The 13,881-nt window shown below is 42.8% G+C and carries 12 protein-coding genes; all 12 read left to right on the top strand.

Annotation, left to right across the window (positions count from 1 at the left end; translation table 11 throughout):
• Window positions 1-18 precede the first annotated feature (18 nt).
• The 12 genes from purH to ACNOGP_RS01300 all read left to right on the top strand — a co-directional run bounded on the left by purH (window position 19) and on the right by ACNOGP_RS01300 (window position 13,826).
• The gene (gene purH, locus ACNOGP_RS01355) at window positions 19-1,542 is read left to right on the top strand and encodes a bifunctional phosphoribosylaminoimidazolecarboxamide formyltransferase/IMP cyclohydrolase (RefSeq protein WP_418213891.1); all 1,524 of its coding nucleotides are present in this window, start codon (window positions 19-21) and stop codon (window positions 1,540-1,542) included.
• 15 nt (window positions 1,543-1,557) lie between these two features.
• Window positions 1,558-2,580 carry a rod shape-determining protein gene (locus ACNOGP_RS01350; RefSeq protein ID WP_007755856.1) on the top strand — a complete coding sequence of 341 codons (1,023 nt, stop codon included), beginning with the start codon at window positions 1,558-1,560 and terminating at the stop codon, window positions 2,578-2,580.
• A gap of 7 nt (window positions 2,581-2,587) precedes the next feature.
• Window positions 2,588-3,433, top strand: coding sequence for a rod shape-determining protein MreC (mreC, locus tag ACNOGP_RS01345; protein WP_007764055.1), 846 nt, complete (start codon window positions 2,588-2,590; stop codon window positions 3,431-3,433).
• Window positions 3,430-3,927: a rod shape-determining protein MreD gene (gene mreD / locus ACNOGP_RS01340; protein ID WP_007755858.1), complete on the top strand. Its 498-nt coding sequence runs from the start codon at window positions 3,430-3,432 to the stop codon at window positions 3,925-3,927. The genes mreC and mreD overlap by 4 nt, the downstream gene beginning before the upstream one ends.
• A 3-nt stretch (window positions 3,928-3,930) precedes the next feature.
• Window positions 3,931-5,793 (top strand): penicillin-binding protein 2, encoded by a 1,863-nt coding sequence (gene mrdA, locus ACNOGP_RS01335; protein WP_418213890.1) that lies wholly within the window; start codon window positions 3,931-3,933, stop codon window positions 5,791-5,793.
• Window positions 5,774-7,231, top strand: coding sequence for a rod shape-determining protein RodA (gene rodA / locus ACNOGP_RS01330; protein WP_287666509.1), 1,458 nt, complete (start codon window positions 5,774-5,776; stop codon window positions 7,229-7,231). Before mrdA ends, rodA begins: the two co-directional genes overlap by 20 nt.
• A 418-nt stretch (window positions 7,232-7,649) precedes the next feature.
• Window positions 7,650-8,948, top strand: a complete 1,299-nt coding sequence (locus tag ACNOGP_RS01325; protein WP_418213889.1) for a WG repeat-containing protein — start codon at window positions 7,650-7,652, stop codon at window positions 8,946-8,948.
• A 1-nt stretch (window position 8,949) separates the two neighbouring features.
• Entirely contained in the window at window positions 8,950-9,678 is a 729-nt protein-coding gene (locus ACNOGP_RS01320) for a hypothetical protein (RefSeq protein ID WP_418213888.1), read from the top strand.
• Window positions 9,679-9,699: 21 nt separating this feature from the next.
• A complete protein-coding gene (locus tag ACNOGP_RS01315; RefSeq protein ID WP_418213887.1) occupies window positions 9,700-10,398 on the top strand; it encodes a hypothetical protein in 699 nt (232 codons plus the stop codon).
• 51 nt (window positions 10,399-10,449) lie between these two features.
• The gene (locus tag ACNOGP_RS01310) at window positions 10,450-11,745 is read left to right on the top strand and encodes a WG repeat-containing protein (protein ID WP_418213886.1); all 1,296 of its coding nucleotides are present in this window, start codon (window positions 10,450-10,452) and stop codon (window positions 11,743-11,745) included.
• Between the two features lie 28 nt (window positions 11,746-11,773).
• A complete protein-coding gene (locus tag ACNOGP_RS01305) occupies window positions 11,774-12,712 on the top strand; it encodes a hypothetical protein (protein ID WP_418213885.1) in 939 nt (312 codons plus the stop codon).
• A 316-nt stretch (window positions 12,713-13,028) separates the two neighbouring features.
• A complete protein-coding gene (locus ACNOGP_RS01300) occupies window positions 13,029-13,826 on the top strand; it encodes a hypothetical protein (RefSeq protein WP_418213884.1) in 798 nt (265 codons plus the stop codon).
• The last annotated feature ends 55 nt before the right edge of the window (window positions 13,827-13,881 follow it).

Below are 13,881 nucleotides of genomic sequence, written 5' to 3'. Positions count from 1 at the left end.
TACTTAATAAGCAATTCAATGTCAGAGTCTAAAAGAATAAAAACTGCATTGGTATCTGTATACCACAAAGAAGGTTTGGATGAAATTATTACCAAACTTCATGAAGAAGGAGTAGAGTTCTTGTCAACAGGAGGAACTCGTCAGTTTATTGAATCATTGGGATATCCTTGTAAGGCAGTGGAAGATTTGACCACTTACCCTTCTATTCTCGGTGGTCGGGTAAAGACGTTACATCCGAAAATATTCGGAGGTATTCTTTGTCGTCGCGGGCTGGAGCAAGATCTGCAACAGATTGAAAAGTATGAAATCCCTGAAATAGATTTAGTCATTGTTGACCTGTATCCGTTTGAAGCTACCGTAGCTTCCGGTGCATCCGAAGCAGATATTATTGAGAAAATCGATATAGGCGGAATCTCTCTGATTCGTGCCGCAGCCAAGAACTACAACGACGTAATTATCGTTGCTTCTCAGGCACAATACAAACCGTTGCTGGATATGTTGATGGAGCACGGCGCTACTTCCTCACTCGAAGAACGCCGTTGGATGGCAAAAGAAGCGTTTGCCGTTTCTTCTCACTACGATTCAGCGATCTTCAATTATTTTGATGCAGGCGAAGGTTCTGCTTTCCGTTGCTCTGTCAATAGCCAAAAACAACTTCGTTATGGTGAGAACCCGCATCAGAAGGGCTATTTCTACGGAAATCTGGAAGCGATGTTCGACCAGATTCACGGAAAGGAAATCTCTTATAATAATCTTCTCGATATCAACGCTGCCGTTGATTTGATTGATGAATTTGACGACCTCACTTTCGCTATTCTGAAACATAATAACGCTTGCGGTCTGGCTTCACGGTCTACTGTGCTGGAGGCATGGAAAGATGCATTGGCCGGTGATCCTGTTTCCGCTTTCGGAGGCGTGTTGATTACAAATGGGGTTGTTGACAAAGAAGCAGCCGAAGAAATCAACAAGATTTTCTTTGAAGTGATTATCGCACCGGATTATGATGTGGACGCACTTGAAATCCTTGGACAGAAAAAGAACCGCATCATCCTCGTTCGCAAGGAAGCCAAATTGCCGAAGAAGCAATTCCGCGCTTTGCTGAATGGCGTATTGGTGCAGGATAAAGATACTAATATTGAAACGGTAGCCGACCTCAAAACCGTAACAGACAAAGCTCCTACTCCGGAAGAGGTGGAAGATATGTTGTTTGCCAACAAGATTGTGAAGAACAGTAAGTCAAACGCCATTGTATTGGCAAAAGGCAAGCAGCTTCTCGCAAGCGGTGTCGGACAGACCTCGCGTGTAGATGCATTGAAACAAGCAATTGAAAAAGCTAAGTCATTCGGATTCGGCTTGAATGGCGCGGTGATGGCTTCGGATGCCTTCTTCCCTTTCCCCGATTGTGTGGAAATTGCGGATAAGGAAGGTGTTACGGCAGTAATCCAACCGGGCGGCTCGGTAAAAGATGATTTGTCTTTTGCTTATTGCAATGAGCATGGCATGGCGATGGTGACTACCGGTATCCGTCATTTTAAACACTAAAAATAATAATTAAGAATGGGATTGTTCTCTTTTACACAAGAAATAGCGATGGACTTGGGTACAGCCAATACCATCATCATCACGAACGGGAAAATCGTGGTGGATGAGCCTTCGGTTGTGGCTTTGGACCGTCGTACGGATAAGATGATTGCCGTGGGGGAAAAGGCGAAGTTGATGCACGAAAAGACCCACGAAAACATACGCACTATCCGTCCGTTGAGAGATGGTGTGATTGCCGACTTCTACGCTTGCGAGCAGATGATGCGCGGTTTGATTAAGCGGGTGAATACACGCAATCACTTATTCTCACCCTCTCTTCGTATGGTGATCGGTGTTCCTTCGGGAAGTACGGAAGTTGAACTCCGTGCCGTTCGTGACTCTGCCGAACATGCCGGCGGACGGGATGTCTATCTGATCTTCGAACCGATGGCTGCGGCTATTGGTATCGGCATTGACGTAGAGGCTCCGGAAGGGAATATGATTGTGGACATAGGTGGTGGTTCTACGGAAATTGCCGTTATCTCTTTGGGAGGTATTGTTTCCAACAACTCCATCCGTGTGGCGGGTGATGATTTGACGGAAGACATCCGTGAATACATGAGCCGTCAGCATAACGTGAAAGTCAGCGAACGTATGGCGGAACGTATCAAGATAAATGTGGGTGCTGCTTTAACCGAATTGGGTGAAGGAGCTCCGGAAGATTATATCGTTCACGGTCCTAACCGTATCACGGCTCTTCCGATGGAGGTACCTGTATGCTATCAGGAAGTGGCTCACTGTCTGGAAAAATCAATCTCGAAAATAGAAACAGCTATCTTGAGTGCGTTGGAAAGTACACCTCCTGAACTTTATGCTGATATTGTGCACAACGGTATCTATCTTTCCGGTGGTGGCGCATTGCTTCGTGGGTTGGATAAGCGACTGACTGATAAGATCAATATTCCTTTCCACATTGCGGAAGATCCTTTGCACGCTGTAGCTAAAGGCACGGGAGTTGCATTAAAGAATGTAGATCGTTTCTCTTTCTTAATGAGATAACTCAGGGATGCGGAATTTAATAAACTTCCTTCTGAAATACAATTACTGGTTCCTCTTTATCTTATTAGAGGTAGCCAGTTTTGTTTTGTTATTTCGGTTCAACCGTTATCAGCAGAGTGCTTTTTTCACTTCTGCCAATACGGTTGTGGGGGCGGTTTATGATGTGTCGGGAGGCATTTCCTCTTACTTTCATTTGAAATCGGTCAATGAGGATTTGCTGGACCGGAATATGTTGCTCGAACAGCAAATCTCCAATTTGGAGAAAGCGTTGAAAGAACGCCAGGTGGACTCTATTACCATTAACAGTGTCCGGAAGATGCCTCAAAGTGACTATCAGCTATTCAAGGCTCATGTGATAAAAAACAGTCTGACACTGCCCGATAACTATATCACGCTCGACAAAGGTTCTTCCTCCGGCATTCGCTCTGAGATGGGAGTGATAGACGGTAACGGAATTGTAGGTATCGTGTATGAAACTTCTCCATCTTATTCGGTGGTGATTTCTGTACTGAACAGCAAGTCCAATATAAGTTGCAAGATTATAGGCAGTGATTATTTCGGCTATCTGAAATGGGAACATGGAGATTCGCGTTACGCTTATCTGAAAGACCTGCCCCGTCATGCGGAATTCAATTTGGGCGATACCGTAGTGACCAGCGGATTCTCGACTGTATTCCCGGAAGGCATTATGGTAGGTACGGTGGATGATATGTCCGACTCTAATGACGGGTTGTCCTACCTGCTGAAAATCAAGCTGGCTACCGATTTCGGAAAGCTCGGCGATGTCCGTGTGATAGCCCGGAATGGGCAGGAAGAGCAGAAAAAACTTGAAAATAAGGTAACGAAAGAATGATTATCACCTATATACATAGAATCGGATGGTTTATCGGCTTGGTGCTTCTTCAAGTGCTTATCCTGAATAATGTCCATATAGCAGGTTATGCTACTCCTTTTCTTTATATTTATTTTATCCTAAAGTTTGACTCCGGCACTTCGCGGAATGAGTTGATGTTGTGGGCTTTCTTTTTCGGACTGACTATCGACGTATTTGCTGATACTCCGGGAATGAATGCGGCTGCGACGGTGCTGCTTGCTTTTCTCCGTCCTTCTTTACTGCGACTGTTCACACCTCGCGATAATCTGGATAGCTTCATCCCGTCTTTCAAGACGATAGGGATTACTCCTTTTCTTAAATATACGACTGCAAGTGTTTTTGTACATAGTCTGGCGTTACTCTCCATTGAGTTCTTCTCGTTTTCCAGCATTTGGCTGTTGCTGCTGCGGGTGTTACTTTGCACCATTCTGACTGTAACCTGTATTGTAGCTGTTGAAGGCATAAGGAAGTAAAAAATGGCAAAAGATTATAGATTAGAGAAACGTAAATTTGTTATCGGAGGCATTGCCCTGTCTATTGTCTTGATTTATCTGGTACGGCTTTTCGTATTGCAGATCACAACAGATGACTATAAGAAGAATGCTGACAGTAATGCTTTTCTGAATAAAATCCAATATCCTTCGCGTGGAGCGATTTACGACCGGACCGGGAAACTGTTGGTATTCAATCAGCCTGCATACGACATTTCGATTGTTCCGAAGGAAGTCGAGAATCTCGATACGCTCGACTTGTGCCAGTCGTTGAATATCACCCGTGCCCAATTCTTGAAGATTATGAGCGATATGAAAGACCGTCGCCGTAATCCGGGATATTCCCGTTACACGAATCAAGTGTTTATGTCGCAGTTGTCGGCGGAGGAATGCGGTGTCTTTCAGGAAAAGCTATTTAAGTTTCGTGGCTTTTATATCCAACGTCGTACGATCCGCCAATATTCTTACAATGCGGCTGCCCATGCGCTGGGCGACATCGGAGAGGTATCTGCCAAAGAGATGGAAGCGGATGAAGACGGATACTACATTCGTGGAGATTATGTCGGGAAGTTAGGCGTAGAGAAATCGTATGAGAAGTACCTGCGTGGAGAAAAAGGTATTGAGATTCTGCTTCGTGATGCGCATGGCCGTATCCAGGGGCACTATATGGATGGGGCCTACGACCGTCCCTCTGTTCCCGGCAAGAACCTGACATTGAGTCTGGATATTGATTTGCAGATTTTGGGCGAACGCTTGTTGAAGAACAAGATCGGAAGTATTGTAGCTATCGAGCCGGAGACCGGTGAGATCCTTTGCCTGGTATCTTCCCCGAATTATGATCCGCATTTGATGATCGGTCGTCAGCGTGGTAAGAATCATCTGATGTTGCAACGCGACAAGATGAAACCATTGTTGAACCGTGCTTTGATGGGAGTCTACCCTCCGGGCTCTACTTTCAAGACAGCACAAGGGTTGACTTTCTTACAAGAAGGTATTATAACAGAGCAAAGTCCGACTTTTCCCTGTTCGCGCGGATTCCATTACGGCAGGCTGACGGTAGGTTGCCATAGTCATGGAGCGCCGCTTCCGCTGATACCCGCCATTGCTACATCGTGCAACTCTTATTTCTGTTGGGGGTTGTTCCGTATGTTCGGTGACCGTAAGTATGGCTCACCGCAAAATGCTATTACCGTATGGAAAGATCACATGGTTTCGCAAGGGTTCGGTTACAAACTGGGGGTCGACTTGCCGGGAGAAAAACGGGGGTTGATTCCGAATGCACAGTTCTATGACAAGGCTTATCGCGGGCATTGGAACGGATTGACGGTGATCAGTATTTCTATCGGTCAGGGAGAAATCTTGTCTACCCCTCTTCAGATAGCCAATCTGGGAGCGACGATTGCCAATAGAGGATATTTTGTCACGCCTCATATCGTGAAAGAAATTCAGGATAACCGGATAGACAGTCTTTATCGCACTCCTCGTTATACCACGATTGAAAAAAGACATTATGAATCGGTGGTGGAAGGTATGCGTGCCGCCGCTACCGGAGGAACTTGCCGTATGCTGTCAATGATGGTCCCGGAATTGGAAGCCTGCGGAAAGACAGGTACGGCACAGAATCGCGGACATGACCATTCGGTGTTTATGGGCTTTGCGCCAATGAACAAGCCGAAAATAGCCATTGCCGTCTATGTGGAAAATGGAGGATGGGGAGCCACATACGGAGTGCCGGTCGGTGCTTTGATGATGGAACAATATATGAAAGGCAAGTTGTCGCCGGAAAATGAGATAAGAGCGGAAGAAATTAGTAACAGAGTGATATTGTATGGTAACGAGGAGCGATAGTTTATGGAAATCTTTGGACTGGGTGACGATTTGTATCTACCTGCTCCTGATTATTGGCGGATGGTTCAGCGTGTGCGGAGCCAGCTATGACTATGGCGAGCGTGATTTTCTCGACTTCTCGACTCGTGCCGGTAAGCAGTTCGTTTGGATTATCTGTTCTTTCGGGCTAGGATTTGTGTTGCTGATGTTGGAAGACCGGATGTACGATATGTTCGCGTACATTATATATATAGGGATGATTCTTCTGTTGATTGTCACGATTTTTATTGCTCCGGATACAAAAGGTTCCCGTTCCTGGTTGGTGATGGGGCCGGTCAGCCTGCAACCCGCCGAGTTCGCTAAGTTTGCTACAGCTTTGGCATTGGCCAAATATATGAATGCCTACTCATTCAGTATCAAGAAAGAAAAGTGTGCTTTAGCTTTGGGATTGATTATTCTTCTGCCGATGTTATTGATTATCGGGCAGAGGGAAACAGGGTCCGCATTGGTATATCTCGCCTTTTTCTTGGTGCTTTATCGGGAAGGAATGCCGGGAGTGGTACTTTTTGCAGGTGTCTGTGCGGTAATCTACTTTGTGGTCGGTATTCGTTTTGACGAGGTCTTTATTGCAGATACCCCTACACCGTTGGGAGAGTTTATTGTATTATTGCTGATTTTATTGTTTGCCGGTGGCATGGTGTGGGTATATCGTAAGAAGTGGGTGGCTGCCCGCAATATTATCGGTGGAAGTCTGGGGATATTGTTGATTGCCTATTTGATCTCGGAATATTGGGTACACTTTAGTCTGGTCTGGGTGCAGTGGGGACTGTGTGCTGTTGCAATAGGCTATTTGATTTATTTAGCATTAAGTGAGCGTCAGCGTGCTTACTTTCTAATTGCTTTATTTACCATCGGCTCTATCGGATTTTTATATTCCAGCAATTATGTATTCGATAGCGTATTGGAGCCTCATCAACAAGTCCGTATCAAAGTAGTATTGGGCTTGGAAGAAGATTTGACCGGTGCGGGATACAACGTCAACCAATCCAAGATTGCCATCGGTTCCGGTGGATTGACAGGGAAAGGTTTCCTGAATGGTACGCAGACCAAACTGAAATATGTTCCCGAACAGGATACTGATTTCATCTTCTGTACGGTGGGAGAGGAGCAAGGTTTTGTCGGTTCGGCAGCCGTCTTGATAGCTTTCCTGATCTTGATTTTCCGCTTGATTTTCTTGTCGGAGCGTCAACCCTCCACCTTCGGTCGGGTTTATGGCTATTCAGTCCTCAGCATTTTCCTGTTTCACCTATTTATTAATATAGGCATGGTGCTGGGACTTACTCCGGTCATCGGTATCCCATTACCTTTCTTTAGCTACGGAGGTTCTTCCTTATGGGGCTTTACGATACTGTTGTTCATTTTCCTACGCATTGATGCGGGACGGAGTAGAAGACTCTAACAAATTGTTTATCTTTCGAATAACACTTGTATCTTGATAAAAATGTATTTTAGCTACACTTTTATCAGTCAATGATTTCCTTTTTGGTATAATATTTTGGTATTTTGTTGCTTTCTATGCTAAAAAGTCTTATTTTTGAATCGAAATAAGGGAAATACTATGATAGCACAAGGAAATAGCAACAAAAATAATGTTAAAAACTTGCGTATGTGTAATGTTTGTATAACACACACACACACACACACACACACACACACACACAAGTGAACATCTATTAGCTAAATATTCTTTGAAAACATATAAAGGAGGCATTGTTTCTGACTCGTAAGAGTTGGGAATAATGCCTCTTGTTGTTTGCTGTATCTGTCTAGTATCAAAAGCTGTGTTTTTTTAATTGATCACTTAAACTTATTGAAATATGAAAACGGGAAATTTACTTGCAATGTTGCTTATCGGATGTCTGACTGTGAGCTGTATGAGTTACGAAAAGAGGGTGAAGGAATGCGACTTCGTAGGAGAATTTAAAGATGGGAATGCCTTGTGCCAACAAGACGACAAATACTTCTTTATTGATGAAAGCGGGAAACAGAAATCCAAGAAGTATGATAAAGCTGAAGAGTTTGTCAACGGTTACGCCATTGCTTATAACGAAAACGAGAATGGAAATTATCAATATTTCGTGCTTGACAAGAATTGCCGTGAAAATTGTCTTAATGTATATGGTTGCCTGTGCTCCGTAAACCGTTTGGGAAACTTATGGGTGAAGGCTGCAAACAGCAGAGACTCCTGGATGCTGGTGAATGTGAGTATGGGGATCGGCTATTCCGGTCTCACACTGATGATAGGTTATCCGGATTGCGTTACCGACAATGGAACTACCGTCATTAGCCGCCTCCACAAAGAGGGTGTAGGCTCGTCTTATTACGAGTATGCCATCTACGACGGGGAAGGAAAGGAGATAGTGCCTTTCGGCAAATATTCGTTCATTGGGAACTTCTCTTCGGGCATAGCCCAATATTCCACCACCGGGCGTTTCGGCTATGCCGGTTCGGAACATCTGTTTTCTCAAGGCTATGATGAGAGCAAAGGTAAATGCAGATCCTTGTACAGAAGTCTCATGGGCTATATTAATGAAAAGGGAGAAATACTCTGTTCCGAACGCTTCAATTCGGCAAGCCCCTTTAATGAGGCGGGATATGCAAGGGTAAGCATAGGAAATTATGACCACAACAGCCGCCACTATATCCTTAACCGAAACATGGAAGACTGTTCGGGGAATGTTGTGGCGAGAGCGTCTTTTCTCGATGACGGGGTATGGATATCCGGAAAGAGCCGGAATGGTGAATGTTTGCTGACGAACAATACCGGAAAAACCGTATCGCTTGGCTCAGGATTCGATGTGGCCAGTTTAGGGAAGTACATCATGACTCGCAAAGACCTGCAATACAAACTTTACAAGATGAACGAGTCGGCGGATAAACCGGAACTCATTGGAACGTTCAACAGGAGCAAGAAGGGTGACATTGTTGTATTCTCTCTCACAACCTCTACCATTCGCTTTTTCCAGCCGATAAGGCGAAGCGTCGGAATGAGGGAAAGTCCTTACGATGAATACGATTTGGATGGCGGATACGTTCAATCCGGATGGAATGTATTGTATAACGGTACTGTGCTTGGCGATCCCGAGATAAAATTACCTTACTTTAATTTCGAATAAGATGAGATCTGTATTCCATTATTCACGTTTACTTCTCCTTTTTGTTATTGGGGAAGTGTTTATTTTTAGTAGTTGCCATATAGACGAGAATTATCTAAAAGGGAAAGAGTCTTTTCATCAATGCAACTATGTAGATGCGTTCAAGTACCTGCAGAAAGGAGGGACAGAAGCCTATGAGATGTTGGGAGTACTCCATTATCTTGGACTTGGCGGTGCGGAACGGGATTTTGAAAAAGCTGCAATATATCTGGAATATGCCAAGAATGAGCCGGAAGCGTGGTATTACCGTGCGGAACTCACATTGGTCAATATGCTGCAAGAAAGAATGGAAGAGGTCATCGGATCGGTAAACTCGGGAGATATGTATATTACATCCTATTACAGGCAAGTGGCTTCCGCTTTGGAGTATTACCGGAAGGCGAAAGAGCTGGGATACGATGGGGACAATATTGAACAAAAAATTAAGATTTTAGGCAAAGTGACTTTGGCGGGAGAAAATATGCCTAAAAGACAGTCTTTGCAAGGATATCGATATCATAATGGACAAACTTTCTATGGAATGAAGGAATCTGTGACCGGTAAGGAAGGATGGGGAATCCTCGTTGATCTGAACAATGAAACGGTTACTGTGGGACGCTGGAAAGAAAATCATTTAGTAGGGAAGTATATTATCATTTCGAGTAATACCAAGCGTAACCCCAATTGGGGAAGCGTAATTTTGTATGAATAATCTTTATAATAACTAATTGAAATGAAACAGATTTTTATGATCAACCTCATTGCTATAGCAATGTGTTTATTCTCTTGTAGTAATAGTAAGAAACAGGCGAACGCTGATCCTTCTGTCGTGCAGGCGGAGGTGGAAGCCAATGCGGGAGTGAAACCGTTTATCCTCACAGAGGATGGTGTGGGAAGTTTGCGGATGAAGCACCCTTTCAAAAATATGTCTGATACTGATGAAGGACTATATAATAAGGTAGAGAAAGGGACTTTTTATTATGAACCTGCCGCTATGAAGCTTCAAACTTATACCTTATATTGTGATGATGTGGAAGTCGCTAATTTTATGTTGGAAAAGCAATTGTCTCCTATAGAAGAACTGACCGTCACTTCTCCATACGTCTCTTTGGAGAACGGTGTTAAGGTGGGAATGTCTTTACGGGAAGCGGTGACGAAAAAAGGAATGGAAGCGATGATAATGTATGATGAGATGTTCGACCAAGGAATAATATACATCGCTTATGGGAAAAATCTGCGCATCAATGTGGTGAACGAAGAACTGGATGACTTGACGGAGCAAACCAAAAGGAAAGCTCTTGACATGACCGCGAATGGCGATTTGGCAAAAACATCCGAATTGGAAAGCGAATCGATTCAGCTGACTCCGGAAGACTTTAAGCCGGAGGCAAAAGTCACTTGCTTTTATATCGATCGTCGGTTTGAAAAGTAAACAGTCGGTTATATTTTGTGATAAATAGATAACAAGAAAATAATTATGAGCATGAAAACACTGTTTTATCTGTCGCTTATTTGTGTGGTGACTTTATTTTCTGCGTGTGGAAGTAATACCCAACGACCTCAACGCAGCTTTTTCCCTATTCCTTGTATGAGTAAGACCGGTTTTTATTATGTAGATGAGAATGGGGAGAAAATGGATGCACTTTCCGGAGAACTTGCAGCTATAGGCTGGAAGCCAAATTTAAATTATAGTTTAGGTTCGGGGTTCTTTAAAGATGGTTTGCTGAAGGTACGTGATGTCTATTTTCTCGATCGGAATGGCACATTGGTGCTTAATGTTGAGGAAGTTTTCGCAAAGCTTTTTGGTGAAAAAGCAAAATATGCTAAATGTTCTGACTTTTCCGAAGGAATAGCTTTTGTTCAAGGAGGAAGTCTTGAAGACAGAACACGTGCCACGGCCATTAACAAGAAGGGTGAAGTCTTGTTTGAATTGGCTGGCAGACCATTGACTGCTTTTTATGAAGGAGTAGCCTATTTTATGGCGGCCGATGGCAATATTGGTGTATTTAATTCAAAAGGAGAAATTTTGGTAGAGCCCCGTGAGGATATAGCGAGAGCGGTTACGGAATACGTCAAGACTCCGCCACTTCGAGGAGAGGCAAGTGTGAAGAATGAAGAAGGACTTATTGGTGCTATTAACTTTAAAGGAGAGCTGGTGGTCGATTATATTTCCAAAGATCTTCCCCTCGAGTTTGACCAAAATGATTGTGCAGTATTTTATAAAGATAGTAGGTACGGTTTGGTGGATGGTAAGGGGAAAATTCTGATAGAGCCAATATATACTCGTTTGGAGAATGACGGCAATTGGTATTATTTTAAAACGGAAGATAAGAAAATAGGTTGGTGTGATAAGAATGGAAAAGAAAAAATAGCGGCGGTCAATCGTGATATAGAGTTTAAATATGGCAGAACGAAGGCTGGTCCTTATCCTTTTTATGGCTCTGATTATTCTATAGCTTTTTCCACTTTCGATTTAGATGGAGAGCGTGTTTATAAATCTCACGCATTGACAAAGGAAGGGCTGGAAGATGCGCTACATCTATATCTTAATGGGCAAATTTACGGATATTTGTTAGTAACTCCTTTTGTTAACGGTATAGCTGTGGGGCTTGATGTGAAGGAACGTACTTGCGCATTGATTGGTGAGAAAGGTATTGATGACATTCTTCATCCTGAATTAAACGATAATTACTTTGCTTGTGTTTGGGAACCGAATGATTTGGAAGCGATTGGTGATTACATCGTTCATCCGTGGGCATATTGGAAAGGTGCATATTAAAAATAGTAAACTGTTAAAAGTAGAATATATGAAACACTTGTTGTATTGTATGTTTAAGAGGAAGGCTATCTTATTTGTACTAATTGCGTTAGGTATGACAGCTTGTACCAAATACATTCCTGTTGCAGAACAGGATAATGGGATGGAGTTCGTAGTGAAAGGGAAGAAGTGGGGACTGTGTCGTCAGATGGAGGCGCGTTATGATATCATTCCCGCTATCTACGATACGATGTATTGGCATAAAGAGCTGTTTGGGTATATCGGTGAATTGAATGGCAAAAAAACTTTCTATCGTCGGGACATATATTATAAACCGGATGAGCCTGATAAAAAGTGTTCTTTTCTCTTTTATGAAAAGGACAACCGTTCCATTCTAAAGGAAAAATTGAAGCAAAATAAATTATACTGGGATAGGGAGGTAGACATTGTTGGCGCAGGAACAATTTATACCATTAGAGCTGGTAAGGACAGCCTTTATATTTATTGCGATGGTATGATTTATTCTACCTACGCATGGGGAATAGGTAATGGGTACACTGTAGAATCTCCTGAACTATACGGTCCCTTTGAAGATTATTATATCACCCATCGTGGCTTTCTATTTAAGCAGGACAGACTGTGGGGGATGAAAAGCAGTGAGAACGAAGAGATTTTGCCGGCCAATTATAAGAAGTTGTTTGAGTTCAGACTACGAGGAGTGGGTAATTACAGTGCTAATCAGCGGATAAGTTGGCTTTATCTCGCTCAAACCGTATCGGGTGAATGGAAAACTTTTGGGAAGGATGGCGCAGAGGTGAAAGACGGACAGTCTTTACTCTCGCCCAAATGGCTGGATATTCCTATTCGTGATTTTCAATATAGATGGCGGCAGTTTAATGGCTGGCGGAGGGGAGACACCAATGTGAGTTTACGTGTAGGAAACAAGGAAATAGGAGTGTTGGAGGGCGAATATTATATTGGCGGGTAAATAGGACACAGGGACACAATAATAATTAAGGAACTATGAAACAAAGTGCGCCTAAATGCTTGGATATTCCTGTTCGTAATTTGAGAGAGAAGTGGATGGTATAATAGTTGGCGAGTTGGTGATACTAATGTGAGTTTGCATATAGGGAGCAAGGAAGTGGGAGTTGTTGAGGCTGAGATTTGTATTTGTAGATAAACTGAATAAGGACACAATGTTTCCAAGAACTTGATACGTGCCAAAGAGTGGCATGAGAAAGCGCAAACTGCTACACAACAAGAAACGAGCAAATAATTATTAACTTATAAATTGAAATGATATGAGAACAATTAGGCAACGATTAAGAGAAAGGAAACTGTATAAAGGTTTAAACTTTACTCTTCTGATTCTTTTTCTCTTTGTGTTGTTACAGGCAGGGTGTAAGCCAAAGAAAAACACAGGAGATAAGCAAGAAACCGCTGTTCCGGTAATGCGTTACATTAAGGCTATCCAGTCTCCCGATCTGACCATTGATTTTACTTACGATGAACAACAGTGTATACTTTCAGCTACGGAGAAGCGGCAGACTGGAAATGCGGATGTCTATACCTATATTTATAAGGAGAATTCCATTCAAATAAATTGGAATGGGAAACAGAAAGCTATGATTACGTCTGAACCCGGAGCACCGGTAAATGTAGAGGTGCAGGAAGGAAATATGAAAGTCAAAGAAACATACGGGATTGATGGGAACTGGCGGATTTTGCAATCATCAACTGGCGTTGTCCGTGATATCTGTGACTTTACATGGAAAGATGGTAATTTGGATAAGGTAAAAGGTGGATACTCTGAATGTACTTATCAATATGGAGAAAAGGAAAATAAGCCTGTTAATATTGATATTGTAAATTGTCTTACTAATATTTATACTCCTTATCCATGGTATTATTGCGCCTTTGCATGGGGGCAGTCGAAGCAATTGCCTGTCTCAATATCTAATTATACCGGTGAGGCGAAATATAATTATGAGTTTGATGACGATGGATATATTGTGAAAGTAAAAGAAAAAATGGCTATTGAGATGGAGTATGGAACTGATGTAAGTGGGAGCGAGTATATTATTGTTTATTGTGATTGAAAAAGAAATAGAATATGAGAAAGTCTGAATTAAGTTGGTGGCTTCTATTATTTTT

This window comes from Bacteroides difficilis, assembly GCF_048319815.1.
Taxonomy (GTDB): domain Bacteria; phylum Bacteroidota; class Bacteroidia; order Bacteroidales; family Bacteroidaceae; genus Bacteroides; species Bacteroides zhangwenhongii.
Note: the sequence above shows the minus strand (reverse complement) of the source record. Positions and strands in the feature narration are given on the sequence as shown.

Bases quoted from the DNA above. Each gene is read 5' to 3' on its own strand.
- mrdA (WP_418213890.1), top strand. From the start codon at position 3,931: ATGGCAAAAGATTATAGATTAGAGAAACGTAAATTTGTTATCGGAGGC.
- ACNOGP_RS01315 (WP_418213887.1), top strand. From the start codon at position 9,700: ATGAAACAGATTTTTATGATCAACCTCATTGCTATAGCAATGTGTTTA.
- ACNOGP_RS01325 (WP_418213889.1), top strand. From the start codon at position 7,650: ATGAAAACGGGAAATTTACTTGCAATGTTGCTTATCGGATGTCTGACT.
- ACNOGP_RS01300 (WP_418213884.1), top strand. From the start codon at position 13,029: ATGAGAACAATTAGGCAACGATTAAGAGAAAGGAAACTGTATAAAGGT.
- purH (WP_418213891.1), top strand. From the start codon at position 19: ATGTCAGAGTCTAAAAGAATAAAAACTGCATTGGTATCTGTATACCAC.
- ACNOGP_RS01305 (WP_418213885.1), top strand. From the start codon at position 11,774: ATGAAACACTTGTTGTATTGTATGTTTAAGAGGAAGGCTATCTTATTT.
- mreC (WP_007764055.1), top strand. From the start codon at position 2,588: ATGCGGAATTTAATAAACTTCCTTCTGAAATACAATTACTGGTTCCTC.
- ACNOGP_RS01320 (WP_418213888.1), top strand. From the start codon at position 8,950: ATGAGATCTGTATTCCATTATTCACGTTTACTTCTCCTTTTTGTTATT.
- ACNOGP_RS01310 (WP_418213886.1), top strand. From the start codon at position 10,450: ATGAAAACACTGTTTTATCTGTCGCTTATTTGTGTGGTGACTTTATTT.
- ACNOGP_RS01350 (WP_007755856.1), top strand. From the start codon at position 1,558: ATGGGATTGTTCTCTTTTACACAAGAAATAGCGATGGACTTGGGTACA.
- rodA (WP_287666509.1), top strand. From the start codon at position 5,774: ATGGTAACGAGGAGCGATAGTTTATGGAAATCTTTGGACTGGGTGACG.
- mreD (WP_007755858.1), top strand. From the start codon at position 3,430: ATGATTATCACCTATATACATAGAATCGGATGGTTTATCGGCTTGGTG.